The organism is Achromobacter ruhlandii (assembly GCF_902859695.1).
GTDB classification, from domain to species: Bacteria; Pseudomonadota; Gammaproteobacteria; order Burkholderiales; family Burkholderiaceae_B; genus Achromobacter; species Achromobacter ruhlandii.
Genome location: NZ_CADIJL010000050.1, coordinates 1 through 26,021 on the forward strand (window position 1 = coordinate 1; position 26,021 = coordinate 26,021).

Consider the following 26,021-nt stretch of genomic DNA (forward strand, 5'->3'; position numbering starts at 1 on the left):
ACGAGGATGAGGCAGGGGAAGTCCGGAGCGAACGCTCCGGACCGCAATCGCGGGCGCCCGCCATCGGGTCCGCCCGACCGAGGGGCGACCTACGAAGCCGCCCAACGAAGCAAAAAACCAGCCAGAAGCAACCGTTCAAGCTGTCAGCAGCAGCACCTCAAAGCACCGCCTGAATCGCATCCCGAGCCTGATGCGACAATTCCAACCGCGTCGGCAACGTCCCATCCGCATGTTTCGTCGCCAATACCGGCAAGAACACCACCTCCACCGACAGCCCCGTCGTCCCCATCACCCGCCACAGGTTCGCCACCAGCGTTTCCTCGCCCACGAACGCCGCGAAACCGCTGCGTTTGCCGTGCTGCAGGAAACGCAAGGCCACCGGCTGGATTTCCACAGCCGCCGCGCGCGCCGGCTCGAACAGGCTGGCGTGGAAAGGGCGCAGCTCGAAACCATCGCTGGTCGTGCCCTCCGGAAACAGGCCCACCGCATCGCCCTGCTTGAAGCGCGCCAGCATCGACTCGCCCATCGCATGCACCGCGTGCCGTTGGCCGCGTTCGATGAACAGCGTGCCCGCCCCCGCCACCAGCCAGCCGATCACCGGCCAGCTGCGGATCTCGCTCTTGGCCACGAACGACGTGGCGCGCGCCGAATTCAGCACGAAGATGTCGATCCAGGACACGTGGTTCGCCACCAGCAGCACCGGCCCGCTCATGCGCGGCTCGCCCTTGAAGACGACCCGCAGGCCACAGGCCGCCATCAGGCAGCGTGACCAGGTTCGATTGAGCCAGGCCCGCGACTTCGGGCGCAGCAGCGGATACACCAGCCCCACGCACAGCAGGCCGAAGACGATCAACGGCACCACCAGCATCAGGCGAAGGACAAAGCGCAGCAGCTTCAAACAGGGGTCTCCCAGGCCGGGCGGCCACCCACCAGGGTGGCGCGGACTCGACCGGGCAGCATCATACCCGCGAACGGCGTATGACGGCTGTGGCTTTGCAGCACGCCCGGCGCCACCAGCCATTCCGCCTCCAGGTCCACCAGGCACAGATCCGCGGGCGCGCCCACCCCCAGCTCACCCAGGCCGGACAGCGTCGGCGACAGGCCACGCAGCACCGTGGCCGGCCCCGACGTCACCCGCGCCAGCGCCTGCGGCAGCGGCAGGCGGCTGTCGCGGGCCCATTTCAGCGCCAGCGACAACAGCAGCTCCAGGCCCGTGGCGCCAGGCTGCGAATGCGGGAACGGAACGGACTTGCCTGCGTCGTCCACCAGCGCGTGATCCGAACACAGGGCATCCACCAGCCCCTCGCGCAGCGCCGCCTGGATCGCATCGCGGTCACGCTGGCCGCGCAGCGGCGGACGCAGATGGAACGCGGTATTGAAATACCCGATGTCGACGTCGGTCAGGTGCAGGCTATTGGCAGAGACGTCCGCGCTGACCGGCAGGCCTTCGCGGCGCGCGGCCCGCAGCAATTCCAGGCCGCTGGCGGTGGACAGGCGCGACAGGTGCACGCGCACGCCGGTGGCGCGTTGCAGTTCGAAAATCGTTTGCAGGGCCAGCACTTCGGCCTGCGGCGGCAGGCCCTCCAGGCCGAGGCGGTCGGCGTAGGCGCCAGCGGCGACCACCGCGCCCTGCCCCAGCCACGGATCCTGCGGCCGCAGCCACAGCGCCAGGCCCTGCCCGGCGGCGTAGCGCATGGCGCCCCACAGCACCCGGGTGTCGACGATGCCCGATTCGCCCGGCGAGAACGCCAGGCAGCCCGCCTGCGCCAGCAGGGCCATTTCGGCCAGGGTTGCGCCGCGCAGGCCCACCGTCAGGGCCCCGATCGGCAACACCCGGCCCTGGCCGGGCGGGGCCTCGCGCAACAGCGCCTCGACCTTGGCCGGTTCGTCCAGCGGCGTGTCGGTGGCCGGCGGCACGGCCAGCGTGGTCACGCCGCCGGCCAGGGCGGCGCGCAGCTCGGCGGCGGACAGGCGCGCCTGCGTTGGCGCGCCGGCGTCCGGGCGCAGCACCCGCGCCGACAGGTCCACCAGGCCCGGCAGCACGGCCAGGCCGGCGGCCTCGATACGTCGGTCGGCCTGGAAGCCGTCGGGCGCCTGATCGATCGCCACCACGCGGCCGTCGGCAATGAACAGATCGTGGCGGCCGTCGCGGCCGTGCGCCGGGTCGATCAGCCGGCCGTGGGCGATATGCAGTCTCATGCGGCGCCTCCCGCCAGGACACTCAGGGCGGCCACGCGCAAATCACGTTCGAACCGCGCCAGTCCGGCCTCGGCATCGACCAGACCGGCGGCGATGTCGCCATCGACCTCGATACCCGGCGTCAGCGGGGCGGCGGGCAGCAACAGGGCGCCGGGACGGGCCACGGCCAGCCGCGCCGTCGTCAGGCCATGGCCGGCGGCATACTCACGCGCCGACGGCAGCAGCGCGCCGCTCATGCGTTCGGCCCGCAGGGGCAGCACGATCACGACATCGGCGCCGGCCAGGCATTCATGCAGCGTGGCGCAGGCGCGCACGCCCAGTTGCGGCAGGCCGTCGGGCAACAAGGGGCGCGGCGCGGCGGCGCGCACTTCCGGCACGCCCAGGGTGGTCATTACATGGATCAGGCTGCGCGCCACGGCGCTGTGGCGGATGTCACCCACCAGCGCCACGGCCAGGTTGGTCAGGTCGCGTCCGGCTCGCAGCATCGCCTGCACGCGCGCCAGCGCCGGCAGCGGATCGGCGTGCGCGCCGTCGCCGGCGTTGAGAATGCGCAAGCCGGGCGCGGCGGCGGCAGCGGCGCAGACGGCGGCGCCGCTGGCCGGGTGCCGCAATGCCAGGATGCCGGCGGGCAGGCCGGCGGCAACGGCGGCTGGAGACAGCGCCGCGGCACTTTCCGCCGCGGGCGGGTCGCCGGCGCCCACGCCATGACCGCGATCCACGCCGGCGTCGGCGCCCGGGCCCGTGCCATCCGCCAGCGCCACGGGCCGCAGGCCCAGGCGCGCGGCCGCGGCCTCGAACCCCTGCCGCAGATCGGTGTCGCCGGCAGGCAGGCCCAGAAACACGGGCAGGCCGGTAGCGGCCACGGCGGGCGCCTGGCCAGCGGCAAAACCGGCCGCCGCGTCGAGCAGGCGCTCGACATGGCGGCGCGGCAAGCCTTCCGTGGTCAGCAGATGAATCAGTTCGCCACGGCGGTCGAGTTGCGGGTTGAGCATGAGCGGGCCGGCGTCGGCGTCAAGCCGCCGGCGGCTTATCCAGGTAGCGTTGCAGGATGACGGCGGCGGCCATGGCGTCGTCGGCCGCGTGCGTGCCGAGCAGGCGTTGCGCCTCCATGCTGGAGCCGCGCTCGTCGACCAGCTCCACCGCAACGCCGAAGCGGCCGTGCAGTTGGTTGGCGAAGCGGCGGCAGCGCGCGGTGGCGGGCTGTTCGCCGCCGTCGCTGTCGAGCGCCAGGCCGACCACGACGCGGTGCGGCTGCCATTCGCGCAGCAGCGCCTCGATGCGCGCGAAGCGCACGTCGCGCACTTCGCTGAAGATGATTTCGAGCGGCCGCGCGTGGCGCGTCAGCGTATTGCCGATGGCCACGCCGATTTTCTTTTCGCCGAAGTCGAAGGCCAGCAGGGTTTCTTCAGGCATGGCCCGCGTCGCCGGCCAGCATCACGGGATCGATGCCCAGCAGCTTGAGCGCGGCGGGGTAGCGGTCCTCGGGCGGCACGTCGAAGATGATGTGGGCATCGGCGCCGACCGACAGCCAGGCGTTCTGGCCCATCTCGCTTTCGAGCTGGCCGGCGCCCCAGCCAGCGTAGCCCAGCGTGACCAGCATGCGGGCGGGGCCGTTGCCGTCGGCCACGGCCTGGAGCACGTCGCGCGAGGTGGTCAAGGCCATGTCGCCCAGCTTGATGCTGGAGCTGTAGTCGCCAGCGGGCGCGTGCAGCACGAAACCGCGGTCGGTCTGAACCGGACCGCCGAAGAACACCAGCGTGTCCTTGACCGGGCCGATCTCGAGCGCCAGGTCGATGCGTTCGAACAGGGTGCCGAGCGTCAGGTCGGTGGGGCGGTTGATGACCAGTCCCAATGCGCCGCGTTCGGTGTGCTCGCAGATGTAGATGACCGAGCCAGCCAGGCTGCCTTCGACCATGCCCGGCATGGCGATCAGGAACTGGTTGGCGAAGTTGGCGGCCTGCGTGGAGGCGTCTTCGTGGTGTTTTTCCGTCATGGCAACCCCTCTGTGGGTAGTCTGATAGAACCGGGGGCCCGCCACGCTGGCGTGGCCCGTCGGGAGCGCGGGGCAGGCATGGCCTCCCCTCGTTGCAAGCCTTGGCGGAATACGTCGGCGCTGCGGATTCAGATTTCCATCAGTTCGAAGTCCTCTTTGCGGGCGCCGCATTCAGGACAGACCCAGTTCGGCGGCACGTCTTCCCAGCGGGTGCCGGGCGCGATGCCTTCGTCGGGCAGGCCGGCCTCTTCGTCGTAGACCCAGCCACAAATCAGACACATCCAAGTACGCATAGTTCTCTCTTACATCAATTCCCTGCCGTCGTCCCCGCTGCGGGGCAAAGGCGGGAGGCTTCCATTAGAATGGGGACAATCTTACCGAAACCCAATAGGGGTTCCCCTGATTCTCCGCAAATGAGTCCGGGCACCCTTACTCTAGCGCTGTCCACGTGGCCCCCGTTACTCCCCCTCTCGTTTTGGTCTTCGGCCCGCTCGATCCGTCGGGCGCCGACGGCTTGCCCGCGGATGCCGTCACCTGCGCCCGCCTGGGCTGCCATGGCTTGGCGGCCGTCACGGCGCTGACCGTGCAGGATACCGCCGGCATCGAAGAAATCCATCCTGTGTCGCCCGACCTGCTCGACGACCAGGCCCGCTGCCTGCTCGAAGACATGTCGGTGCAGGCGATCAAGGTGGGCGGACTATACACCGCCGAAACGGCAAGCGTAGCCGCCCAGGTAGCCGCCGATTACAGCCAGGTGCCGCTGGTGCTGCACCTGGGCCAGCGCGCCCAGGTGCCGGCCGACGCCGCCGACGAGGACGATGCCGACGACCTGCTGGCCGCGATCCTCGAGCTGGTGCTGCCGCAGACCGACCTGCTGATCGTCGAGCACCTGCGGCTGGCGCAATGGCATGCCGATGGCGACATCGATATCGGGGACGCACCATCGCCGATGCACGCCCTGGTGGCCGCCGGCGCCGAATGGGTGCTGGTGCTGGGCAGCCCGCAGCGGCCCGGGCACCACGCCAACGTGCTGCTCGGCCCCAACGGCCAGACCACCACCCTGCCGTGGCAGGCGCCCCCGGACCGCAACGGCGACGCCGGCGGGCTGGCCGCCACCGCCATCACCGCCCTGCTGGCGCGCGGCCTGGAGATGCCCGAGGCCGTGCGCCAGGGCCTGGCCCACGCCGACGCGGCGGTCGCCGCCAGCTTCCTGCCGGGCATGGGCCGGCGCATTCCCAACCGGATCCAACCGCAATGAAAGCCCTGCGCTTTCCCGCCGGCCTGTACGGCGTCACCCCTGAATGGGACGACACCGAGCGGCTGTTGCGCGCGGTGCGCCAGGCCGCCGAGGGCGGCATGCGCGCGCTGCAGCTGCGCCGCAAGGACGTGCCCGACGCGGTGCGCGCCGAGCAGGCGCGCGCCCTGGCGCCGCTGTGCCGCGAGCTGGGCGTGGTGTTTCTCATCAATGACGACTGGCGCCTGGCGCTGGAGGTCGGCGCCGACGGCGCCCACGTCGGCCGCGACGACGACAGCCTGGCCCGCATCCGCGCCGAAGCCGGCCCCGACCTGATCCTGGGCGGCTCCAGCTACGACGACCTCGGCCGCGCCCGCGAACTGCTGGACGCCGGCGCCGACTACATCGCCTTCGGCGCCATGTTCCCCTCGCGCGTCAAGCCGGACACCGTGCGCGCGCCGCTGTCGGTGCTGACCGAGGCTCGCGCCCTGGTCGAGCAACGCGACGCGCCGCGCCCCGCCGTGGTCGCCATCGGCGGCATCACGCCCGGGAACGTGGCGTCGGTGGCCGCCGCCGGCGCCGATTCGGTCGCCGTCATCACCGGCCTGTTCGAGGCGCCCGCCATCCGCGCCGCCGCCGCGGCCTGCGCCGCGCCCTACTCCATCAACCGCAACCTGAAGCCCTGACCGCCATGTCCCGTAACGCCCAGCTTTTCGAACGCGCCAGCCGCAGCATCCCCGGCGGCGTCAACTCGCCCGTGCGCGCCTTCCGCTCCGTGGGCGGCACGCCGCGCTTCATCAAGCGCGCGCAGGGGCCGTACGTGTGGGATGCGGAAGACAAGCAGTACATCGACTACGTCGGTTCGTGGGGCCCGGCCATCCTGGGCCACTCGCATCCCGAGGTGGTGCGCGCGGTGCAGGAGGCGGCCGTCAACGGCCTGTCGTTCGGCGCTCCCACCGAGGCCGAGATCGAACTGGCCGAAGTGCTGATCGCGCGCCTGCCGTCGCTGGAACAGGTGCGCCTGGTCAGCTCCGGCACGGAAGCCACCATGACGGCCATCCGCCTGGCGCGCGGCGCCACCGGCCGCAACAAGATCGTCAAGTTCGAAGGCTGCTACCACGGCCATTCCGACAGCCTGCTGGTCAAGGCCGGCTCGGGCCTCCTGACCTTCGGCAACCCCAGCTCGGCCGGCGTGCCGCCCGAATTCGTCTCGCACACGCTGACCCTGGAATACAACAACCTGGACGCGGTGCGCGAGGCCTTCGCCCAGCACGGCGCCGACATCGCCTGCATCATCGTCGAGCCGATCGCCGGCAACATGAACCTGATCAAGCCGGCTGCCGGCTTCCTGGAAGGGCTGCGCGAGGTCTGCACGCAGCACGGTGCGCTGCTGATCTTCGACGAGGTCATGACCGGTTTCCGCGTCGGCCCGCAGGGCGTGCAGGGTCTGTCGGGCGTCAAGCCCGACCTGACCACGCTGGCCAAGGTGATCGGCGGCGGCATGCCGGTGGGCGCCTTCGGCGGCAGCGCCGAGATCATGAAGCACATCGCGCCGCTGGGCGGTGTCTACCAGGCGGGCACGCTGTCGGGCAACCCGGTGGCCGTGGCCGCCGGCCTGGCCACGCTGCGCCTGATCGCCGCCCCCGGTTTCTACGACAAGCTGGCGGCGCAGACCGCCAAGCTGGCCCAGGGCCTGCAGGAACGCGCCCGCGCCGCCGGCCTGGCGTTCTCGGCCGACTCGGTCGGCGGCATGTTCGGCATCTATTTCAGCGACAAGGTGCCGGCCACGTTCGCCGAGGTCTCGGCCTGCGACACGGCGCGCTTCAACCGCTTCTTCCACGCCATGCTGGACCACGGCGTGCATTTCGCGCCGTCGGCGTTCGAGGCCGGCTTCGTCTCGGCCACCCACGACGACGCGGTGATCCAGTCCACGCTGGATATCGCCGAGAAGGTCTTCGCGGCGATCTGAGCGCCGGCGCGTCGCTGCCGGCGCGCGCTCGCCCCACAACGCCCTGGCGGCCCGACAGCGGCTGCCAGGGCGTTGTGGCATCCGCCCCTAGGGGGTCTTGTATTGCTGGTATAGCGCCGTGACGTTGCGCACGTACTGCTGGGTCTCGGCATAGGGCGGCACCGCGTCGTACTTGCGCACCGCGCCCTCGCCCGCGTTGTAGGCGGCCAGCGCCAGGTCCAGGCGGTTGGGATACTGGTCGATCAGGCGGCGCAGCAGGCTCGATCCGGCCTTCACGTTGGTGGCCGGGTCCACCAGCGCCCGCTCGATGTCATCCGACACCAGCAGGGTCGCCGCCGTCGCCGGCATCAGCTGCATCAGGCCCAGCGCCCCCTTGGGCGAGCGCGCGTCGCTGCGGAATCCCGACTCCACCGCGATCACCGCCGTCAGCAGCGCCCGGTCCACCCCCGAATCCCTGGCCGCCTGCGCGATCAGTTCGTCATGCGCCGTGGACGGTGGCGCGGGCCCCCAGCGCGCGGCCCGGTCGCCCAGGGTCAGCAGGCTGGCGCCGTCACCGGCGCGCGGCTCACAGTCCAGGCAGACCTTGATGCGGGCGCCGCGCAGCGCGACGCGGGCCTGGGCGCGCTTGTAATACTTGGCGTAGCCATTGGGCACCTTCATGGCGCGCCAGACGCCGAACGGATCCTTGTAACGGTAAATCTCGGTGGCGGCGGCGCCGCCAACCGGCGCCAGCGCCGCGGCCCCGGCAACCAGGGCCGCGATCACCAGGCCGGCCACGCGCGCGTGGCGGCGCGGCACGGCCGGCGGGAGGGAAAGAGGTCGGGACATGGCATCGAGGCTCCGGCGGCGTCCGCGGACGCGGGATCGAACGCCTATGCTGAGCCGGCGCGCGCGCTTTGTCGCTCCTGCCGATGGACTAGGGCACGTCGGCGTTACCGTCCGCACGCGCGCCCGGCCCCCCGCGCGGGCCCCGCGTCCATCGGTCTGAAATAAGGGCCGGACCTACATCTTTTTATGGTTGACCACCCCCTCCTACTGCGCAGTAGCCCCTGGTTCATGGGTTAACATATGTCGCAATATTTCGTTTAATTACTAAATGAATGGAACCCGGCGGAGACTGCCGGGCGGGAGGCGGAGATGGGCGCAGACAACACGCTCCAGCTGGTGCTGGATGCCAATACCAACGTCCTGACGGCGCTATACACGCCGCCACCCGCCGTGGAGAGCGCCGCCTCGGCCCCGGACGTGCCGGCCGGGGAAGAAGAGGCGGACGCCGCTTCCGCCACGCCCCCGGCGCCCCCCCTGCCCACCTGGGATTCCCTGGCCGCCCTGGCCACCGCCCAGGGCTGGGCAACCGAAGCGCTGGACAACCATGCCGTCATCGCCTTCATCGACCTGTGCCGTCAGGCCACCGAGCCCGTCCAGGTGCCGGTGGGCAAGCTGGTCGACGGCTCGTTCGACCTGGAAGTGGACGCCACCTGCATGTCGGCCCTGGTCACGCTGCACCCGCCCAAGGGCGGCAGGCCGGTGACCCTGGCCGTGCTGCGCCAGGCCATCGCCGACCAGGGCATCGTCCATGGCGTGCTGGAAAAGGAACTGGCCGAGGCCGTCGAGCGCGGCGGCGCGCAGACCGTGCTGATCGCGCAGGGCACGCCGCCCACGCGCGGCACCCCGACCCGCTTCGAGAGCCTGCTGGACCGCCTGAAGCCGCGCGCCCAGGAGATCGATGAGCTGGCCCAGATCGATTACCGCGACCTGGGCAGCCTGCTGCTGGTAACGCCGGGCATGCCGCTGATGCGCCGCATCCCGCCGCTGCCCGGCATTGACGGCTGCAACGTGCTGGGCCAGCCGGTGCTGCCCGAGGAGCTGCCGGACACGCCGTTCAACGCCGAGATGTCCGGCGTCGAGATCGATCCGGAAGACCCGAACCTGCTGCGCGCCGCCATCGCCGGCTCGCCCAAGCTGATCCACCAGGGCGCGCAGGTCAATCCGGTGGTCGAGGTCGACGCCGTCGACCTGTCCACCGGCAACATCAATTTCCAGGGTTCGCTGCAGGTGCGCGGCGACATCAGCGCCACCATGGAAGTGCGCGTGACCGGCGACGTGGTCGTCAACGGCACCATGGAAGCCGCCCTGGTCGAGGCCGGCGGCAACGTCACGGTCAAGGGCGGCATCATCGGCATGGCCGAGGCCGTGCCGGACGCCGGCGGCGGCGCCGCCAACGCCGCCGCGCGCACCGCCCATATCGTCTGTGGCGGCGAAGTGCGGGCCCGCTTCATCACCAACGCCATCATCAGCGCCGGGCAGAACGTCGAAGTGGAACGCGAGATCCGCCAGAGCAGCATCGCCGCCGGCGGCAGCGTCAATGTGGGCGCACCCAACACCCAGCAGACCGCCATCACCGGCGGCCAGACCCGCGCCCTGCAATCGGTGCGCGCCGGCACCATCGGCTCGCCCGCCGGCGTGCCCACGCTGGTGCAGGCCGGCCTGGACCCGCATGCCGACATCAAGCGTTCGGCCCTGACGCGCAAGCGCCTGAAGATGAACGAGGAAAAGGCCAAGCTGGAGCAACTGCTGCTGTTCCTGCACGCCAATCCGGGGCGCGCGGCCGGCGACGTGGTCGAACGCGCCCGCAACACCCACACCAAACTGGGCCGCGACCTGATCGAGCTGGACGAGGAAGAGGCCCAGCTGATCCGCGACCTGCAACCGCTGCATACCGCCACCATCATCGCCGCGCGGCGCTTTTGCGGCGGCACCAAGATCCAGGTGGGCAACCGGGTGCAGGAATTCCTGGAAGACCAGGTCGGCGGCAAGGCGGCCCTGGAAGAAGGCGAGATCGTCATCCGCTGACGCGCGCCCCGGGGACCGGGATGGCCCGCCGCCCGGTCCGCGCCAGGGGGGAGGCGCGATGCCGCCTTGGCCCGCGCCACGCGGCCCCGCCGCCGCCGTGGCCGGCAGTCCGCCTCAGGGCGCCAGTTGCTTGAACCACGCGCGCGGCGAAATGCCGCGGTCCGGACCCAGGATCGAGAAACCGCCGTCCACCGGGATATCCACGCCCGTCATCCACGAAGCCGCGTCGGAGCAGGCGAAACACACCGCCGCCGCGATCTCCTCGCCCGAGCCGACCCGGCCCAGCGGATGAAAGTGCGCGCCCACCGCGTCGGCGGCTTCGCGCGAGCCGCCCGCCAATTGTTCGACCGACGGCGACCAGGTCCAGGCCGGCGACACCGCCAGCACGCGAATGCCGGCCGGCGCCAATTCCACCGCGAAGTTCTTGGTGATCTGCAGCAAGGCGGCCTTGGACGCCGGATACAGCGCGCGTCCGGCGGCGCCGAACTTGCCGCCGGTGCTGCCCAGGTTGATCACCACGCCACCGCGCGGCAGCAGCGGCGCCGCCATCTGCGTGAAGATGGCGGCCGACACCAGGTTGGTGTCGAGCGTGGCGTGCCATTCCTCGCGGCTGGAGGCCAGGCCGCGATCGTTGTACTGGCAGGCGTTATTCACCAGGATATCGACCCGGCCGAAGCGCGCCCGCGCGGCATCCAGGCATTGCCGGATCTGGTCGTCCTGGCCGATATCGGTCTCGAGGAACAGCGCGCGGTCGCCCATCTCGCCCGCCAGCGCCTGGCCGGCCGCGGCGTTGCGCCCCACCAGCACCACGTTGGCCCCGGCCGCCGCCAGCCCGCGCGCGATATCCGCGCCCAGCCCCTGGGTGCTGCCGGTGACGATGGCCGTCTTGCCGGCCAGGCCGGGAAAGCCGGAAAAATCCATGATGAGTCCTTTCGATCAGTGGGAGGTGGCGGCCCAGCGTACCGCCTGCGCCACCGAGCCGGTCTGCGCGATCAGGCGCATGCTGGCCAGCGAGGCGTCATGCACCGCCGGATCGGCCGAGGCGCAGGCGTCTTCGGCCACCATGACATTGAAACCGATATCCGCCGCGTGCCGCACCGTGCCCTCGACCACCGAATGGGTCGCCACGCCCGCCACCACCAGGCGACGCGCGCCCAGCAGCCGCAGCGTCTCTTCCAGCGGCGTGCCGTAGAAGGCGCTGATGCGGGTGTGCTTGACGACGAACTCGCGCGCGCTGCCGGTCAACGGTTGCAAGCCTTCGTAGAAGGCACTGCCCCATTGCCCCTCGGCCACGGCGCCGATGCGGGCGACGTTGCGGAAGATATCGCAATTGGGCAGCAGGTCGGCATAGTCGGGGCGGAAAGCGATGCGCACGTGCACGATCGGCAGGCCGTGATGGCGCGCGCCGTCGAGCAGGTCGGCGGCGCCGCGCAGCAGGCGCTGGCGCTCCGCGCCGGCGGCGTCCAGCCCGACGCGGATCTTGCCCTCGGGATGCAGCACGTCGTTCTGGTAGTGCAGCGCCAGCACCGCGGCGTCGGCGGCACTCACACGAACACCTCGAACACATCGTGCGCGTCGTCGCAGTTCACCAGGTCCACCCGCTTCATGCGGATGCGCCAGCTGTCGCCGTCGGCGGCCAGCTTATGGGTGTAGCGGCCCGCCAGCTGGCGCGGCTGGCGCTTGCGCCACTCGGTCATCTGGAACGCCGAGTGCACCACCAGGTTGCCGCCGGCGTCCATGCCCTCGACCTGCACCCCGCCCACCAGCCGCGCGCTGCGCGTGGGCGGCTGCTGCGACCAGTTGCGCGGATGTTCCAGCCGGCGGATGCGCACGTCGCGCAGCATGCGGTCTTCCCAGAACAGCGAGATGTGGTCGTAGGGGCTGGACTGACCCGGCTCGCGCGGCATCCAGTACATGCCGTCGTCGGTCCACAGCGACTGCCACTCGCCGTAGCGGCGCTCGTCCAGCAGCCGCGCCTCGCGGTACAGGAACTGGGCGATGCGGTGATAGGCCTCGGCCGGCACGTCGGCCGGCGCCAGGTCGGCGGTGGATACGTCGAATTCCAGGTCTAGCAGCATGCGCCTTCTCCTTGGCCATGGGCGGACGCCACGGGACCGGCCTCCATATAGTGCTTCCAGGCGCGGAACTGGTTGCGCATCGGCAGCTCGCTGGTGCCGTTGATCGACACCATGCCGTCCGCGTCGCTGCGGTCGGTGCCGTGGTAGCGGTGCATGCTGACCCATTCGCCGCCACGGGTGGCGTTGCCTTCCTGGCAGCGGTTGTAGAGCTCGATGTCGTCCGGCATGACGTTGGACGACGGCGAGTTGATCACATTGGCGTACAGCATGGCGCGCTTGAACACGCCCTCCGGCGCGCCCTTGCAGCGGAAGGTCTGGATCTCGATCAGCGTGCGGTCGACGGCGATCGGGCGGATCACGCGGAACTGCTGGAACACTGTGTGCGGCGAGCCGCTGCCGTAGATGACGGTGTTGTGGCGGTTCATGCCGAGGATCTCGCGGGCGCGGTCGGCGCCGTAGGCCGCTGTCAGCGCCTCGAAATGCGCGCGCGACACCGGATCGCGTTCGGCCGCGCCCGGGTTGAAGATGCCTTCCATGTAGCCGTGGCCGTTGTCGTAGGCGCGCAGCTCCAGCTTTTCCCAGAACTCGTAGGGCTCGCCGTTGCCGTCCATGATATGCAGCTCGAACGGCATCTCGCCGATTTCCTTGGCCTCGTCGCGCGCGGCGGCGAAGGACGATTCGTGCGTCACGCGGGCATGCATGGTGTCGTGCAGGTTCTCGTAGAACACCTTCCAGTTGGAACGCTGCATCACGCGGAAGATGCCGCCGGCCACCTCGACCTCGCCCACCGGCGAGCGGTCGCACAGGTTGTCGATGGACGAACGCACGCCGCCCAGGAATTCCTCCAGGCCCTGGCCGTCGCGGGCCTGGCTGGCGAAGACGAAGCCGCGATAGCTTTCCACGCGCGGCAGGCGCCGCATCGAGAAGCTGGGGTCGGTCGGATCGTACGAGGTGCCCTCCAATCCCTGCTTGAGCGGCACGCCGAGGTGGCTGCCGTCGAGCTTGAAGGTCCAGGCGTGGTACGGGCAGCGGAAGAACTTGCCGACACAGCCGTCGCCATCCGCCACCACCTTGGCGCCCTTGTGCGGGCAGCGGTTGTAAAGCACGTGCACGCGGCCGTCGCTGGCGCGCACCATCAGCACGTCCTGGTCGCCCAGGCGCGTGGTGTGATAGTCGCCGGTCTTGGGCACCTGGCTTTCGTGGCCGACGTAGACCCAGGCGCGGCCATAGATGCGCTGCATCTCCAGCTCGAAAATCGCCGGGTCGGTGTACAGGGCGCGGTGCACGCTGTCGCCGCGCACCATCTCGCCCAATTGTTGATCGCTATACGGCATGGCGGTCTCCTACTTGTTCTCGCTGTCTTTCCAGCGCGCCATCAGGGTGTTGGAAGGCAGGGTCTCGTCCAGCAGCTTCCGCGCGGTCTCGCGGCCGGCCACCGGCAGGCCCTTGGGGTCGAGCACGCCGATCTGCACCAGCACGCTGGCCTGGTCCCAATAGATGTGTTCGTGGCAGAGCTTGTCGCCGCGGAACTTGACGATGGCCACCAGCGGAATCTCGACGTATTTTCCGGTAGGCGCGACGCCGGGCAGCAGCCAGTCGATCTCGGTGGTGTGGGTGAAGCAGAACAGCAGCTCGTCGACGATCTGGGTCGCGCCCACGGTGCGCGACAGCGGCACCAGTCTGGTGTCGGGCGGATTGCTATTGACGAAGTGGTGCTGGTAGAAGCGCGACAGCTCGCGGTAGCCGACGCCGCCGGTCATGGTGGGGATGTGATTGACATAGGGCTCGGCCACCATCGTGGCCATGGTCGCGGCCACATCGCGCGTGCCGAATTCGTACTCGCAGTGCTTGTCCCAGAGGGCCGAATAGTCGAACTGCGGACCGATCACGCGTTGCAGCGCGGCCATGCTGCGCTGGTGCGCCATCAGCGCCGACGGCTTGTCGTAGTGCGCGCCGCCGGTGCGGGCAAAGGCGTGGTCCATGCCGGGGTACACATACAGCTCGACGTTGGCCTTGCCGCCCAGCGCCTCCAGGATGCGCTGGCGCGCCGGCGGCGGACAGAAGCCGTCCTGCTCGGCGATGTGCAGCACCAGCCGGCCGCGCAGGTTGGCGGCTTCTTCCAGGCTGTCCTCGATGCCCACGCCGTAGTAGCCGATGGCCACGTCGGCATCCGTGCGGCAGGCGGCCAGATAGGCCAGCTTGCCACCCAGGCAATAGCCCAGCACGCCGGCGCCGCCCTGCTGCTCGGGCAGCGCGCGCAGCGCGGCCAGGGTCGAGGCGATGTCCTTGACGCCCAGCTCAACGTCGAAACGCTGATACAGCTCGAAGGCGCGCGGCATGTCGGCCGGGCCGTCGGTCAGCTGGATGCCGGGCTGCTGGCGCCAGAACAGGTCCGGCGCCAGCACCACGTAGCCTTCCTCGGCCAACGCCTGCGCGGTGCGCCGCATGAAGTCATTGATGCCGAAGATCTCCTGGCACAGCACCAGCCCCGGCCCGTGGCCCGCGGCGGGCACGGCCAGGTAGGCGCTGAATGATTGGCCGTCGTGCGAGGCGATGGTCACCTCGCGCGTCGTGATGGTTGCGGTCATGCGTCTCTCCTTGATGCGTGCGTCGCCTGCCTTACTTCATCTGGCAGGCGGCGGCGAACGGGTCGTGATACTGCGTCAGCACCGTGCCCGACAGCTTGTTGGCCAGCTTGCCGTCCGCGCCCTTGACGATGGTGCGCAGGTAGTAGTTCTGGATCGGGTACTGGTTGCGGTTGAAGGTGAAGTCGCCGCGCACCGACTTGAAATCGGCGCGGCGCAGGGCCGGGCGCAACGCGTCGGCGCCCAGCTTGCCGCCGGTCTGCCTGACCGCGCTGTCCAGCAGCATGGCGGCGTCGTAGCCCTGCGAGGCGTAGAGCGTGGGGGTGCGGTTGTAGGTCTTCCTGAAGTCCTCGACGAACTTGCGGTTGGCCGGGTTATCCAGGTCGGCCGCCCATTGCGACGAGTTGTGCAGGCCTTCGATCGGCGCGCCCACCGCGGCGATGGTGTCTTCGTCGCCCGAGAAGCCCGGCGCCAGCAGCGCGATCTCCTTGCCCAGGCCGGCGCCGTTGAACTGCTTGATGAAGTTCACGCCCATGCCACCCGGCAGGAAGAAGAACACCGCGTCGGGCTTGCTGGCGCGCAGCCGCGTGATCTCGACGCCGTAGTCGAGCTGGCCGAGCTGGGTATAGATCTCTTCCGACAGCCCGCCCTTGTACAGGCGCTTGAAGCCGTTGAGCGATTCGCGCCCGCCCGGATAATCGGGCGCGATCAGCGCCACCCGCTTGAAGCCCTGGTCGGCGGCGTATTTGCCCATCGCCGCCGGGATGTCCTCGTTCTGCCAGGCCACCGCGAAGAAATTCGGGTTGCAGCCGGCGCCGGCATAGTTCTCCGGCCCGGTATTGGTGCTCAGATAGATGGTGCCCGACTGCAGGATGGCCGGCATCACCGGCAGCAGCACATTCGAGAACACGATGCCCGTCATGACGTCGACCTTGTCGCGCTTGAGCAGGCGCTCGACCGCCTGGCGTCCGGCATCGGCCTTCTGCTGATCATCGGCCACCACCACCTCGGCCGGCAGCCCGCCCAGCTTGCCGCCGGTATGCTGCAGCGCGAGATTGAAACCGTCGCGGATCTCGTTGCCCAGCGCCGCGCCCGGCCCCGACAGCGTGGTCAGCAGGCCTACCTTGATCTTGTCCGCCGCCGATGCCCCGGCCGCGGCCGTCATACAGCCCACCGACACCAGCATCGCCAGCGCGCGCCGGCCCCATAGCTTTCCCTTCATGAGCCACCCCGTTCGTGTCCGCCGGCGCCGCCGGCGCAATGCTGACAGAATCCGTCTGCCGTCGGTACACCCTGCCAACGATGAAAACTGCCAGCTTACGCGCCACGGCGCCGCCTTCCAACAACCCCCAGCTTAGGACGGCCGGGCGCGCGGCTCTATCCGAATCGGCCCACGCTTATCCGGGATTCACTTAATTCCCAAGGCTTGACGATTGCATTACGCTCGACGGCGATACGGGAGCGTTCCCGTCCCGGAGGCATCCATGCACGGCTGGTCCCGCATCGAGCTGGCGCCATTGCTCAAACGACGCGTCTTCAGTTCCACCCAGCCGGCCGAAACCCGCGAGCGCGTCTCCGAAGCGCTCAAGGATCACCGCCTGACCTGGAAAGGCGGCCGCGTCGACGCCGAACTGAACCGCGCCCGCTTCGGCGCCCTGAGCGTCTGTACGCTGCGCTACGGCGCCGAAGTCCACATCGAACCCGACCGCCTGCAGGACTTCATGCTGGTGCAGGTGCCGCTGCGCGGCCGCGCCCGCATCGAATGCGGCACCGACTGCGTCGACGCCCACCCCGACTGCGCCGCCGTCATCGCCCCCAACCGCGCCCTGAAACTGCACTGGGAAGCCGGCTGCGAACAACTGCTGCTGAAGATCCCGCGCGGCAAGCTCGAAGCCATCGGCCACCGCATTTTCGGCGACGCCGCCGCCCGCCCCCTGGACTTCAGCCCCGCGCTACGCCTGGACACCCCCGTCGGCGCCGCCTGGCGCAGCATGATGACCAGCCTGATCCACCTGCTCCCCACCCTGGACGACGGCGCGCCGAGACCGCCCGCCGCCTGGCTGGAGCACCTGGAAGACACCCTCGTCCTGCACCTGCTCTACAACCAGCCCAACACCTGGCAACGCCACGCCGGCCTGCCCCCCGCCCTGCCACGCCGCGTCGCCCAGGCCGAAGCCTACATGCGCGCCCACCTGGCCGCCCCCCTGACCCTCACCGACATCGCCCGCGGCGCCGGCGCCAGCCCCAGCGCCCTCACCCGCCTGTTCCAGCAACACCGCGAGACCACCCCCATGCAGGCGCTACGCGTCCTGCGCCTGGACGCCGCTCGCGAAAAGCTGCAACAAGGCGCCTGCGAAAGCGTGACCGAGGTGGCCGTCTCCGTAGGCATCAGCCACCTGGGCCGCTTCTCCGAGTACTACCGCGACCGCTTCGGCGAACTCCCGCGCGAAACCTTCCAGGCCGGCAGATAGGCCTGACAATTCTGGCGCCATGCGTCAACCCCACAGCCACAGGCACAGGCACAAAATCACTAACGTAGTTAAAACCACACATAAGTGATAAATCCGCCCGCAAGCGCGCAGCGTCATCCGCCCCCGCAAGACACCAGGTAAGCTTCAAAAGGCCGCCCGCGCGGCCGCCTTGAAGCGGGCCCCGCAAATCGCTCTGAACCCGCGTTTCCGCCTGTCAGAACGCCAAGAAACGCCCCCTCCCCAGCACCCGCCATTAATTCTTATCGTGAGCGGGTGACGGGGCAGGCGGGGGATGGCGGGGCGTGTAGATGCGCCCGACGGAATCTGAAGGGAAGGCCGAAGGCCTGGACGAAGATGAGGAAGGGGCAGTCCGGAGCGAAGGCTCCGGACCGCAATCGTAGCCCCGCCATCCCCCGCCTGCCCCGTCACCCGCGACTAAAGAACCCACCCCAGCGCATCACACGCCAGGCCGGCCCAAATTCAAGCCGGCACAACAGCCGTAACTTCAATCTCCACCTTGGCCCGATCCTCCACCAGATCCGCCACCTCCACCGCCGTCATCGCCGGAAAATGCCTCCCGATCAATTCACGATAGTGCTTCCCGATCTCCGGATAAGCCGCCACATAGGCCTCCTTGTCCGTCACATACCACGTCATCCGCACGATATGCTCAGGCCTGGCCCCGCCCTCGGCGAGAATCGCCACGATGTTGGCCAACGTCTGCCGCACCTGATCGGCCAGATCATCCGACTCGAACTGCTGCTGCCCGTTCCAGCCCACCTGCCCGCCCACGAACACCAGCTTGCTCCCCACCGTCATCTCGGTCAGGATCCCATTCGAATAGCCCCGCGGCGCCATCCAATCCGGCGGTTGCAGAATCTTCATAACGTCTCATCCTATTTTCAAAAAACAAACACCAGGGCGGCCCCCGCCGAACTCACTCGGCGGCAACCAGATAATCCTGCATGCGCTCGCGCAGATCCGCCGGCAGCGGCATCGACTTCATCGTGCGCAGATCCACCGTCACGATCGTCAGCGTCGCCGACAGCCGCAACTGCCCGTCCGGCCCCTCGAACCGCACCAGCGCCTTGAACGACGCGCCGCCGATGCGCTGCACCTGCAGCGTCTGCCGCAGTTTCTCGTGCCAGCGGCTCGGCGCGCTGAAATCGCACGTTACCGACGCCATCGGCGTGCCGATGTGACGCTCCACGTGCAGCGCGTGGAATGGCAGCCCCATGCCCTTGTCGAACCACTCCTCGACAAAGTCATTGATCATCTCGAAATAGCGCGGATAGAAAACGATGCCCGCCGGATCGCAATGACGGAAGCGGACCTCTACCTGACTGATGAATGGTGCTGCCATGGCATTTCCTTGATGCAAAAAAATCACGCCATCTTGCGCAGCGCGAATCGCTGCAGCTTGCCCGTCTCGGTGCGCGGCAGCGCGGACACGAACTCGATGGCGCGGGGATACTTGTAGGGCGCGATCGTGGCCTTGACGAATTGCTGCATGGCCGCCACCAGCGCCTCGCTCGGCGCGAAGCCGGGCTTGAGCACCACGAAGGCCTTGACCAATTGGCCGCGCTCGTCATCGGGCGCGCCGACCACGCCGCATTCGGCCACCGCTTCGTGGCGCAGCAGCGCGTCCTCGACCTCCGGGCCGGCGATGTTGTAGCCGGCCGAGACGATCATGTCGTCATTGCGCGCCTGGTAGAAGAGATAGCCGTCGTCGTCCTGCACGAACGTATCGCCGGGCAGGTTCCAGCCTTTCTGCACGAAGCGGCGCTGGCGCTCGTCGGCCAGGTAGCGGCAGCCGGTCGGCCCCTTGATCGCCAGGCGGCCCACCGTACCATTGGGCACCGGGTTCATGTCGTCGTCCACGATCTGCGCGATGTAGCCGGGCACCACGCGGCCGATGGCGCCGCGCCGCACCGACTCGGGCGGGCTGGACACGAACACGTGGATCATCTCCGTGCCGCCGATGCCATCGATCATCTCGATGCCGCTGGCCTCTTTCCACAACTGACGGGTCGCGTCGGGCAGGGCCTCGCCGGCCGACACGCTCTTCTTGAGCGAGGACAGGTCGAACTTGCCCACCAGCGCCGCCATCTGGCGGTAGAACGTGGGCGCGGTGAAAACGATGGTGGCGCGGAAGTCCTGGATCAGTTGCAGCAGGCTTTCCGGGGTCAGGCGCTCGGCCAGCACGGTGCTGGCGCCGACCCGCAGCGGGAAGCACAGCAGGCCGCCCAGGCCGAAGGTGAACGCCAGCGGCGGCGTGCCGCAGAAAATATCGTCCGGACCCGGCTTGATGACATGCTTGGGAAACAGGTCGCACATCGCCAGCACATCGCGATGGAAATGCATGCAGCCCTTGGGCGCGCCGGTGGTGCCGCTAGTGAAGGCGATCAGGCAGACGTCATCGGCGGCGGTATCGCAGGCCGTGAAATCATCCGGCTTGGCCGCTGCCAGCGTGTCCAGCGCCTCGGGCGCCGTGTCGTTGAAATACACGATCTGCGCCAGCCCCGGACAATGATGCTCGTGATCCGGCTGGGCGCAGAACTGCGCCTCGTCCTTCAGGCGCACATCGCACAGCACCGCCTGGATCTGCGCCTTGTCGATGATCTGCTTGAGCTCCTTGGCGCGCAGCAGCGGCATGGTCGGCACCGTCACCAGGCCCGCCTTGATGGCGGCCAGCCAGGACGCCGCCATCATCGGGTTGTTGGGACCGCGCAGCAGCAGACGGTTGCCCGGCACCAGCTTCATGTCCTCGACCAGCACGCGCGCGATGCGGTTGGTCAGCGCCGCCAGTTCGCGGTAGGTCATGGTGGCCGGCTTGCCGTCCTGCGCCCAGCGCAGCGCGACGCGCTCGCCGTGGCCACGGTCGACCATGGCGTCCACCAGCTCAACCGCGCAATTGAAGCGCTTGGGATAGGCCACGTCGGGGCCGTCCAGCAGGAACTCGGGCCATTGTTCGCCCGGGGGCAGATTGTCCCGGGCGAAAGTGTCGATGTGGGCGGATACTTCCATGAAATTCCCCTTGCTGATGCGGTGTAGTTGACTGCCGAAAGCGGAAACTCGATGGTTTCTTCAGGCCTTCAGCAGTTCCCGGGCGATGATCAACTTCTGCACTTCGGTGGCGCCTTCGTAGATACGCAGCGCTCTGATTTCCCTGTAAAGCTTCTCCACCGGCATCCCCGACACCACGCCCGCGCCGCCGAACATCTGCAGCGCGCGGTCGATCACGGTCTGCGCCGATTCGGTGGCCGTCATCTTGGCCATGGCCGCTTCGCGCGTGGTGCGTTGTTTCTGCACGTCGCGCATCCACGCGGCGCGATAGGTCAGCAGCGCCGAGGCGTCGATGGCCGTGGCCATGTCGCCCAGCGCGGCCTGCGTCAGTTGCAGGTCGGCCAGGGTCTGGCCGAACATGCGGCGCGACCTGGCGCGCGCCAGGCCTTCGTCCAGCGCGCGGCGCGCAAAGCCCAGCGCGGCGGCCGCCACCGAGGCGCGGAAGATGTCCAGCGTCATCATCGCCAGCTTGAAGCCCTGCCCCGCCTCGCCCAGCCGCTGCGACACCGGGATGCGGCAGTTGTCGAAGGTGATGGTGGCCAGCGGGTGCGGCGCGATCAGCTCGATGCGCTCCGAGATCTCGAAGCCCGGGGTGTCGGCATCCACCACGAAGGCGCTGATGCCGCGCGCGCCCGGCGCCTCGCCGGTGCGGGCGAACACGCAATAGAAGTCGGCGATGCCGCCGTTGGAAATCCAGGTCTTGGCGCCGTTGAGCACGTAGTGGTCGCCCTCCAGCCGGGCCTCGCAGGCCAGCGCCGCTACATCCGAGCCGGCATCCGGCTCGGACAGCGCGAACGCCGCGATGGCCTCGCCGCTGGCCACGCGCGGCAGGTAGCGCTGGCGCAGCGCGTCCGAACCCATCAGCGAGATCGCGCCGCTGCCCAAGCCCTGCATGGCGAAGGCGAAGTCGGCCAGGCCCTCGTGGCGCGCGAACGTTTCGCGCAGGATGCAGACCGAACGCGAATCCACCTCGGGCAGCGCGCCGCCCCAGGCGCCACCGGGGCCGCCCGCGACCGCGTAGCGCAGCCAGCCGGCCTGGCCCATGGCCTTGACCAGCTTGCGGCAGGCCGCGTCGGCGTCGTGGTGGTCGACATGGCCCAGGGCGCTCTCGCACCAGCCGTCCACCTCATGCGCCAGTTTGCGATGGGCGTCGTCGAAGAACGGCCAGTCCAGCCAGCTTGCGTCGCGCATCATCAGTTCCCCTCGAAGACCGGCTTCTGTTTGGCCACGAAGGCCTCGTAGGCGCGATGGAAATCGCGCGTCTGCATGCAGATGGCCTGGGCCTCGGCTTCGGCCTCGATGGCCTCGTCCACGCCCATGTTCCATTCCTGGTGCAGCAGTTTCTTGGTCACGCCGTGGGCGAAGGTGGGACCCGCGGCCAACTGCGCGGCCAGCTTGGCCGCCGCGTCCATCAGGGCGTCCGACTCGTGCAGCGCGTTGAAGAAGCCCCAGCTGGCGCCCTCCTCGGCGGTCATGGCGCGGCCGGTGTACAGCAGTTCGGAGGCGCGGCCCTGGCCGATCATGCGCGGCAGCAGCGTGCAGGCGCCCATGTCGGCCCCCGCCAGGCCCACCCGCGTGAACAAGAAGGCGGTGCGCGCGGCCGGCGTGCCCAGGCGCATGTCGGAGGCCAGCGCCACCATCGCGCCGGCGCCAGCGCAGACGCCGTCCACCGCCGCCACGATCGGCTGCGGGCAGGCGCGCATGGCCTTGACCAGGTCGCCCGTCATGCGGGTGAAGTCCAGCAGTTCGGGCATGCTCATCTTGGTCAGGGGCCCGATGATTTCATGCACGTCGCCGCCGGAGCAGAAGTTGCCGCCGGCGCCCGTCACCACCACCACCTTGATGTCGGTCGCGTACACCAGCGCGCGGAACAGGTCGCGCAGCTCGGCGTAGGAATCGAAGGTCAGCGGGTTCTTGCGCTCGGGGCGGTTGAGCGTGATGGTGGCGACCTTGCCGTCGGCCGACACCTGCCACAGGAACGTCCGGGCCTGGTAGCCGGCCAGCGGGCGCTTGTGGTGCTTCATGGTGTGCTCTTCGGGCTGCGTGCTCATGGTGTCTCCGTTCTGGAATCGTAGGGGTGGGCGCCGGCTCAGCCGGTCATCACTTCGCCGCCGTCGACGGCGATGGCCTGGCCGTTGATGGACGACGAGGCCGGCAGCGCCAGCCAGGCGACCGTCTCGGCCACTTCCTCGGGCTGCACCAGGCGGCCCTGCGGGTTGCGCTCGGCCAGCTTGGCGCGGGCGGCTTCCGGCGTCATGCCGGTCTTCTCGACGATATTGGCGACCGCGCCGCGCACGATGTCGGTCTCGGTGTAGCCCGGGCAGACGGCGTTGACGGTGACGCCCTTCTGCGCCGTCTCCAGCGCCAGCGAGCGGGTCAGGCCAATCACGCCGTGCTTGGCCGCGCAGTACGCGCTGACGTAGGCATAGCCGATCAGGCCGGCGGTGCTGGCCACGTTGATGACGCGGCCCCACTTGGCCGCCAGCATGCCGGGCAGGGCGGCCTGGATGCAATGGAAGGTGCCGGTCAGGTTGACCGCCAGCATCGACTGCCACAGCGCCGCGTCGGTGCGGTCGAAGCGCTGGCTGACGGCCTGCCCGGCGTTGTTGACCAGCACCAGCACCGGACCGAGTTCGGCCTCCGCCTGGGCGAAGGCCTGGCGCACCGAGGCCTCGTCGGCGATGTCGGCGCTGACCGCCTGCACCTGGCCCAGGCTGGCCAGGCTGTCGACGGCCGCCTCCAGCGCGCCGCCGTCGCGGCCCAGCAGCGTGACGCGGGCGCCGCGTTCCAGCAGCGCGCGGGCGCTGGCCAGGCCGATGCCGCGGGCGCCGCCCGTCACCAGCGCGTGGCGGCCGGCCAGGGGAAGGGAGGACGTGCTCATTTGATGTCCAGTTGCGCCATGGCGGCGGCGCGTTCGAAATTGGTTTCCAGCTGGCGCTTGCCGGCGAAGTACTGGCTCGGCCAGGCCACATCACGATAGCCCACGCGGGCCGCTTCGCGCAGCGTCCAGGAGGCGTCGGCCAGATGGGGACGCGCCAGCGCGCAGAGATCGGCGCGGCCCGAGGCGATGATGCCGTTGGCGTGGTCGGCCTCGAAGATGGCGCCCACCGCGATGGTGGGGATGCCGGCCTCGTTGCGCACGCGGTCGGCGAACGGCGTCTGGAACATGCGGCCGTAGACCGGCTTTTCTTCCTTGCTGACCTGGCCCGACGAGCAGTCGATCATGTCGGCGCCGGCGGCCTTGAAATGGCGCGCGATCTCGACGGCGTCATCGGGGGTGATGCCGCCCTCGACCCAGTCGCTGGCCGAGATCCGCACCGACATCGGCTTGTCCTCGGGCCACACGGCGCGCACCGCGCGGAACACTTCCAGCGGGAAGCGCAGGCGGTTTTCCAGGCTGCCGCCGTATTCGTCGTCGCGGCGGTTGGTCAGCGGCGAGATGAAGCTGGACAGCAGATAGCCGTGGGCGCAGTGCAGTTCGAGCCAGTCGAAGCCGGCGGCCTGGGCGCGGCGGGCCGCGGCCACGAAGTTGTCGCGCACGTCGTCCATGTCGGCGCGCGTCATGGCGCGCGGCGTCTGCGACACGCCCTCGATGTACGGCAGGGCCGAGGCCGACAGCAGCGGCCAGTTGCCTTCGGGCAGCGGATGGTCGATCTTCTGCCAGCCCAGCTGCGTCGAGCCCTTGCGGCCGGCATGGCCCAACTGCACGCCGATGCGGGCGTCGCTGTTGCCGTGCACGAAGCCGACGATACGGGCGAAGGCCTGCTGCTGCTCGTCGTTCCACAGGCCCGGGCACCCCGGGGTGATGCGGCCGTCGGGCGAGACGCAGGTCATTTCCACCATCACCAGCCCGGCGCCGCCCATGGCGCGGGCGCCCAGGTGCACCAGGTGGAAGTCGCCCGGCACGCCCTCGGTGCAGGAATACATGGCCATCGGCGACACCAGGATGCGATTCTTGAGCTTGACGCCGCGCGCCTGGTACGGCGTCAGCATGGGCAGCGGCGGTCGCTGGCCGGCCGGCGCCTGCGCGCCGGCGTGCTCGGCGATCCAGCGCTCGAAGCCTTCCAGCCAGGCCGGGTCGCGCAGCCGCAGGTTTTCGTGCGAAATGCGCTGCGAGCGGGTCAACAGCGAATAGGCGAATTGTTCGGGTTCGAGTTCGGCGTAGCGCGCCACGTTCTCGAACCACTCGGTGGAGTTGCGGGCGGCATTCTGGATCTTCAGCACTTCGACGCTGCGCACTTCCTCGTAGTGCTTCAGGCCGCGCTCGACGCTGCCTTCGGCGCCGCTCAGGCAGCGCGCCAGTTCGATGGCGTCTTCCAGCGCCAGCTTGGTGCCCGAGCCAATCGAAAAGTGCGCGGTATGGGCCGCGTCGCCCATCAGCACCACCGGCACGGCGCGCTTGCCGCGGCGGGTTTCCAGCTGGTTCCAGTGGACCCAGGTGTTGCAGATGACGCGCGGGAAGCGAATCCAGATGGCCGAGCCGCGCAGGTGCGACGCGTTGCTGACCAGGGGATTGCCATCCAGCCAGGGCGCAAACAGTTTTTCGCAGTAGGCGATGCCCTCTTCCTGGCTCATCTGCTCGATGCCGGCGGCCTGCCAAGTCTCTTCGGGCGTTTCGACGATGAAGGTCGACATGCCGTCTTCGTAACGGTAGGCGTGCGCCTGGAACCAGCCGTGCTCGGTCTGGACGAAGGCGAAGGTGAAGGCATCGAACACCTTCTTGGTGCCGAGCCAGACGAAGCGGCAGCGGCGCTGGTCGATGTCGGGGTGGAAGGTGTCGGCGTAGCGGGTGCGGACCTGGCTGTTGATGCCGTCGGAGGCGATGACCAGGTCGGCGTCGTATTCGCGGGCGATGGCCTGGTCGTCCTGGACGAAATTCTCGAACACCAGTTTGACGCCAACATCTTCGCAGCGCGCCTGCAGGATGTTGAGCAGCTTCTTGCGGCCGATGCCGATGAAGCCATGGCCGCCACTGCGGATGCTGCGGCCCTTGAAGTGGATGTCGATGTCGTCCCAGTGGTTGAAGGCGTCACCGATGGTCTGGGCGGAAACCGGATCGGCTTCGCGCAGGTTCTGCATGGTGGCGTCCGAGAACACCACGCCCCAGCCGAAGGTGTCGTAGGGGCGGTTGCGCTCGATCACCGTGACTTCGTTGGCCGGGTCTTGCAGCTTCATGAGCAGACCGAAATACAGGCCGGCGGGACCACCACCAATGCATACGATTTTCATTGCCGTAACGCTCCAAGAAGTGCGGCCCGGAAGCTTGGGGCGGGTCGCTGCTATTTTTAGGCCTTGATAGTTTAGGCTTGAAATATATACCTGGAATGGGAGGATCGCAAATGGGGGAAACGTGGGGGTTGAATTCTGGGGACGGGCTTGATGGTGCCGTTGGGGGTGGGTTGTTGCCGGATCGAGCTTCGTAGGTCGCCCCTCGGTCGGGCGGACCCGATGGCGGGCGCCCGCGATTGCGGTCCGGAGCGTTCGCTCCGGACTGCCCCTGCCTCATCCTCGTCCTCGCCTTCGGCGACTCCTTCGGATTCCGTCGGGCGCATCGAGGTTGCCCGCCATCGGGT

The 26,021-nt window shown here is 69.1% G+C and carries 25 protein-coding genes; 5 read left to right on the forward strand and 20 right to left on the reverse strand.

The window, feature by feature from the left end; all coding sequences use genetic code 11:
* Window positions 1-157: 157 nt before the first annotated feature.
* The 6 genes from HV742_RS30220 to HV742_RS30245 form a co-directional block, all read right to left on the reverse strand.
* A complete protein-coding gene (locus tag HV742_RS30220; protein WP_049071087.1) occupies window positions 158-898 on the reverse strand; it encodes a lysophospholipid acyltransferase family protein in 741 nt (246 codons plus the stop codon).
* Window positions 895-2,199, reverse strand: a complete 1,305-nt coding sequence (locus HV742_RS30225) for a dihydroorotase (RefSeq protein ID WP_175147130.1) — start codon at window positions 2,197-2,199, stop codon at window positions 895-897. Before HV742_RS30225 ends, HV742_RS30220 begins: the two co-directional genes overlap by 4 nt.
* Window positions 2,196-3,191, reverse strand: a complete 996-nt coding sequence (locus HV742_RS30230) for an aspartate carbamoyltransferase (protein ID WP_059269246.1) — start codon at window positions 3,189-3,191, stop codon at window positions 2,196-2,198. The genes HV742_RS30225 and HV742_RS30230 overlap by 4 nt, the downstream gene beginning before the upstream one ends.
* Window positions 3,192-3,210: 19 nt before the next feature.
* On the reverse strand, window positions 3,211-3,612 hold the full coding sequence (gene ruvX, locus HV742_RS30235; RefSeq protein ID WP_049071083.1) for a Holliday junction resolvase RuvX: 402 nt from the start codon (window positions 3,610-3,612) through the stop codon (window positions 3,211-3,213).
* Complete coding sequence (locus HV742_RS30240; RefSeq protein WP_049071082.1) at window positions 3,605-4,192, reverse strand: YqgE/AlgH family protein; 588 nt, start codon at window positions 4,190-4,192, stop codon at window positions 3,605-3,607. Before HV742_RS30240 ends, ruvX begins: the two co-directional genes overlap by 8 nt.
* Before the next feature lie 128 nt (window positions 4,193-4,320).
* On the reverse strand, window positions 4,321-4,485 hold the full coding sequence (locus HV742_RS30245) for a rubredoxin (RefSeq protein WP_003814980.1): 165 nt from the start codon (window positions 4,483-4,485) through the stop codon (window positions 4,321-4,323).
* A 155-nt stretch (window positions 4,486-4,640) separates the two neighbouring features.
* Here HV742_RS30245 and HV742_RS30250 point away from each other — a divergent pair, with 155 nt between their 5' ends.
* The 3 genes from HV742_RS30250 to hemL are packed head-to-tail and all read left to right on the forward strand — an operon-like array spanning window position 4,641 to window position 7,395.
* Window positions 4,641-5,450 carry a bifunctional hydroxymethylpyrimidine kinase/phosphomethylpyrimidine kinase gene (locus tag HV742_RS30250; protein WP_100509616.1) on the forward strand — a complete coding sequence of 270 codons (810 nt, stop codon included), beginning with the start codon at window positions 4,641-4,643 and terminating at the stop codon, window positions 5,448-5,450.
* Window positions 5,447-6,112 carry a thiamine phosphate synthase gene (gene thiE, locus HV742_RS30255; RefSeq protein WP_054419377.1) on the forward strand — a complete coding sequence of 222 codons (666 nt, stop codon included), beginning with the start codon at window positions 5,447-5,449 and terminating at the stop codon, window positions 6,110-6,112. Before HV742_RS30250 ends, thiE begins: the two co-directional genes overlap by 4 nt.
* Before the next feature lie 5 nt (window positions 6,113-6,117).
* A complete protein-coding gene (hemL, locus tag HV742_RS30260) occupies window positions 6,118-7,395 on the forward strand; it encodes a glutamate-1-semialdehyde 2,1-aminomutase (RefSeq protein ID WP_049071076.1) in 1,278 nt (425 codons plus the stop codon).
* Between the two features lie 87 nt (window positions 7,396-7,482).
* Here the strand turns inward: hemL and HV742_RS30265 are convergent, their stop codons facing one another.
* On the reverse strand, window positions 7,483-8,223 hold the full coding sequence (locus HV742_RS30265; protein WP_054419374.1) for a lytic transglycosylase domain-containing protein: 741 nt from the start codon (window positions 8,221-8,223) through the stop codon (window positions 7,483-7,485).
* 309 nt (window positions 8,224-8,532) lie between these two features.
* Between HV742_RS30265 and HV742_RS30270 the strand changes: the two genes are divergently transcribed.
* Window positions 8,533-10,248, forward strand: coding sequence for a flagellar assembly protein A (locus tag HV742_RS30270; protein WP_175147131.1), 1,716 nt, complete (start codon window positions 8,533-8,535; stop codon window positions 10,246-10,248).
* Between the two features lie 114 nt (window positions 10,249-10,362).
* On the opposite strand, the gene HV742_RS30275 is transcribed toward HV742_RS30270, so the two are convergent.
* Genes HV742_RS30275 through HV742_RS30300 form a run of 6 tightly spaced genes read right to left on the reverse strand, consistent with a single transcriptional unit; the run spans window position 10,363 to window position 16,133 of the window.
* On the reverse strand, window positions 10,363-11,169 hold the full coding sequence (locus HV742_RS30275) for an SDR family oxidoreductase (protein WP_175147132.1): 807 nt from the start codon (window positions 11,167-11,169) through the stop codon (window positions 10,363-10,365).
* Between the two features lie 15 nt (window positions 11,170-11,184).
* A complete protein-coding gene (locus HV742_RS30280; protein ID WP_049071072.1) occupies window positions 11,185-11,796 on the reverse strand; it encodes a cysteine hydrolase family protein in 612 nt (203 codons plus the stop codon).
* Window positions 11,793-12,326, reverse strand: coding sequence for an aromatic-ring-hydroxylating dioxygenase subunit beta (locus HV742_RS30285; protein WP_175147133.1), 534 nt, complete (start codon window positions 12,324-12,326; stop codon window positions 11,793-11,795). Before HV742_RS30285 ends, HV742_RS30280 begins: the two co-directional genes overlap by 4 nt.
* Window positions 12,317-13,660 carry an aromatic ring-hydroxylating dioxygenase subunit alpha gene (locus HV742_RS30290; protein ID WP_175147134.1) on the reverse strand — a complete coding sequence of 448 codons (1,344 nt, stop codon included), beginning with the start codon at window positions 13,658-13,660 and terminating at the stop codon, window positions 12,317-12,319. Before HV742_RS30290 ends, HV742_RS30285 begins: the two co-directional genes overlap by 10 nt.
* A gap of 9 nt (window positions 13,661-13,669) precedes the next feature.
* Window positions 13,670-14,914, reverse strand: a complete 1,245-nt coding sequence (locus HV742_RS30295) for a dienelactone hydrolase family protein (RefSeq protein ID WP_169537128.1) — start codon at window positions 14,912-14,914, stop codon at window positions 13,670-13,672.
* Window positions 14,915-14,945: 31 nt separating this feature from the next.
* Window positions 14,946-16,133, reverse strand: a complete 1,188-nt coding sequence (locus HV742_RS30300) for an ABC transporter substrate-binding protein (protein ID WP_053085987.1) — start codon at window positions 16,131-16,133, stop codon at window positions 14,946-14,948.
* Window positions 16,134-16,395: 262 nt separating this feature from the next.
* On the opposite strand from HV742_RS30300, the gene HV742_RS30305 reads away from it, so the two are divergent.
* The gene (locus tag HV742_RS30305) at window positions 16,396-17,382 is read left to right on the forward strand and encodes an AraC family transcriptional regulator (RefSeq protein WP_175147135.1); all 987 of its coding nucleotides are present in this window, start codon (window positions 16,396-16,398) and stop codon (window positions 17,380-17,382) included.
* Window positions 17,383-17,862: 480 nt separating this feature from the next.
* On the opposite strand, the gene HV742_RS30310 is transcribed toward HV742_RS30305, so the two are convergent.
* Genes HV742_RS30310 through HV742_RS30340 form a run of 7 tightly spaced genes read right to left on the reverse strand, consistent with a single transcriptional unit; the run spans window position 17,863 to window position 25,677 of the window.
* A complete protein-coding gene (locus tag HV742_RS30310; protein ID WP_054419360.1) occupies window positions 17,863-18,267 on the reverse strand; it encodes a RidA family protein in 405 nt (134 codons plus the stop codon).
* A 52-nt stretch (window positions 18,268-18,319) separates the two neighbouring features.
* On the reverse strand, window positions 18,320-18,745 hold the full coding sequence (locus HV742_RS30315; protein WP_026384894.1) for an acyl-CoA thioesterase: 426 nt from the start codon (window positions 18,743-18,745) through the stop codon (window positions 18,320-18,322).
* A gap of 23 nt (window positions 18,746-18,768) precedes the next feature.
* Window positions 18,769-20,409 (reverse strand): AMP-binding protein, encoded by a 1,641-nt coding sequence (locus tag HV742_RS30320; RefSeq protein ID WP_059269239.1) that lies wholly within the window; start codon window positions 20,407-20,409, stop codon window positions 18,769-18,771.
* 60 nt (window positions 20,410-20,469) lie between these two features.
* Complete coding sequence (locus tag HV742_RS30325; protein ID WP_063587681.1) at window positions 20,470-21,639, reverse strand: acyl-CoA dehydrogenase family protein; 1,170 nt, start codon at window positions 21,637-21,639, stop codon at window positions 20,470-20,472.
* A gap of 2 nt (window positions 21,640-21,641) precedes the next feature.
* A complete protein-coding gene (locus HV742_RS30330) occupies window positions 21,642-22,499 on the reverse strand; it encodes an enoyl-CoA hydratase family protein (protein ID WP_006388558.1) in 858 nt (285 codons plus the stop codon).
* Window positions 22,500-22,537: 38 nt separating this feature from the next.
* Window positions 22,538-23,329 carry an SDR family NAD(P)-dependent oxidoreductase gene (locus HV742_RS30335; RefSeq protein WP_049071057.1) on the reverse strand — a complete coding sequence of 264 codons (792 nt, stop codon included), beginning with the start codon at window positions 23,327-23,329 and terminating at the stop codon, window positions 22,538-22,540.
* On the reverse strand, window positions 23,326-25,677 hold the full coding sequence (locus HV742_RS30340) for a bifunctional salicylyl-CoA 5-hydroxylase/oxidoreductase (protein ID WP_175147136.1): 2,352 nt from the start codon (window positions 25,675-25,677) through the stop codon (window positions 23,326-23,328). Before HV742_RS30340 ends, HV742_RS30335 begins: the two co-directional genes overlap by 4 nt.
* Between the last annotated feature and the right edge of the window lie 344 nt (window positions 25,678-26,021).

Coding starts and splice junctions, on each gene's coding strand:
- HV742_RS30305 (WP_175147135.1), top strand. CDS start 16,396: ATGCACGGCTGGTCCCGCATCGAGCTGGCGCCATTGCTCAAACGACGC.
- HV742_RS30245 (WP_003814980.1), bottom strand. CDS start 4,485: ATGCGTACTTGGATGTGTCTGATTTGTGGCTGGGTCTACGACGAAGAG.
- thiE (WP_054419377.1), top strand. CDS start 5,447: ATGAAAGCCCTGCGCTTTCCCGCCGGCCTGTACGGCGTCACCCCTGAA.
- HV742_RS30295 (WP_169537128.1), bottom strand. CDS start 14,914: ATGACCGCAACCATCACGACGCGCGAGGTGACCATCGCCTCGCACGAC.
- HV742_RS30290 (WP_175147134.1), bottom strand. CDS start 13,660: ATGCCGTATAGCGATCAACAATTGGGCGAGATGGTGCGCGGCGACAGC.
- HV742_RS30330 (WP_006388558.1), bottom strand. CDS start 22,499: ATGAGCACGCAGCCCGAAGAGCACACCATGAAGCACCACAAGCGCCCG.
- hemL (WP_049071076.1), top strand. CDS start 6,118: ATGTCCCGTAACGCCCAGCTTTTCGAACGCGCCAGCCGCAGCATCCCC.
- HV742_RS30340 (WP_175147136.1), bottom strand. CDS start 25,677: ATGAAAATCGTATGCATTGGTGGTGGTCCCGCCGGCCTGTATTTCGGT.
- HV742_RS30315 (WP_026384894.1), bottom strand. CDS start 18,745: ATGGCAGCACCATTCATCAGTCAGGTAGAGGTCCGCTTCCGTCATTGC.
- HV742_RS30300 (WP_053085987.1), bottom strand. CDS start 16,133: ATGAAGGGAAAGCTATGGGGCCGGCGCGCGCTGGCGATGCTGGTGTCG.
- HV742_RS30325 (WP_063587681.1), bottom strand. CDS start 21,639: ATGCGCGACGCAAGCTGGCTGGACTGGCCGTTCTTCGACGACGCCCAT.
- HV742_RS30270 (WP_175147131.1), top strand. CDS start 8,533: ATGGGCGCAGACAACACGCTCCAGCTGGTGCTGGATGCCAATACCAAC.
- HV742_RS30275 (WP_175147132.1), bottom strand. CDS start 11,169: ATGGATTTTTCCGGCTTTCCCGGCCTGGCCGGCAAGACGGCCATCGTC.
- HV742_RS30310 (WP_054419360.1), bottom strand. CDS start 18,267: ATGAAGATTCTGCAACCGCCGGATTGGATGGCGCCGCGGGGCTATTCG.
- HV742_RS30265 (WP_054419374.1), bottom strand. CDS start 8,223: ATGTCCCGACCTCTTTCCCTCCCGCCGGCCGTGCCGCGCCGCCACGCG.
- HV742_RS30335 (WP_049071057.1), bottom strand. CDS start 23,329: ATGAGCACGTCCTCCCTTCCCCTGGCCGGCCGCCACGCGCTGGTGACG.
- HV742_RS30285 (WP_175147133.1), bottom strand. CDS start 12,326: ATGCTGCTAGACCTGGAATTCGACGTATCCACCGCCGACCTGGCGCCG.
- HV742_RS30240 (WP_049071082.1), bottom strand. CDS start 4,192: ATGACGGAAAAACACCACGAAGACGCCTCCACGCAGGCCGCCAACTTC.
- ruvX (WP_049071083.1), bottom strand. CDS start 3,612: ATGCCTGAAGAAACCCTGCTGGCCTTCGACTTCGGCGAAAAGAAAATC.
- HV742_RS30320 (WP_059269239.1), bottom strand. CDS start 20,409: ATGGAAGTATCCGCCCACATCGACACTTTCGCCCGGGACAATCTGCCC.
- HV742_RS30230 (WP_059269246.1), bottom strand. CDS start 3,191: ATGCTCAACCCGCAACTCGACCGCCGTGGCGAACTGATTCATCTGCTG.
- HV742_RS30225 (WP_175147130.1), bottom strand. CDS start 2,199: ATGAGACTGCATATCGCCCACGGCCGGCTGATCGACCCGGCGCACGGC.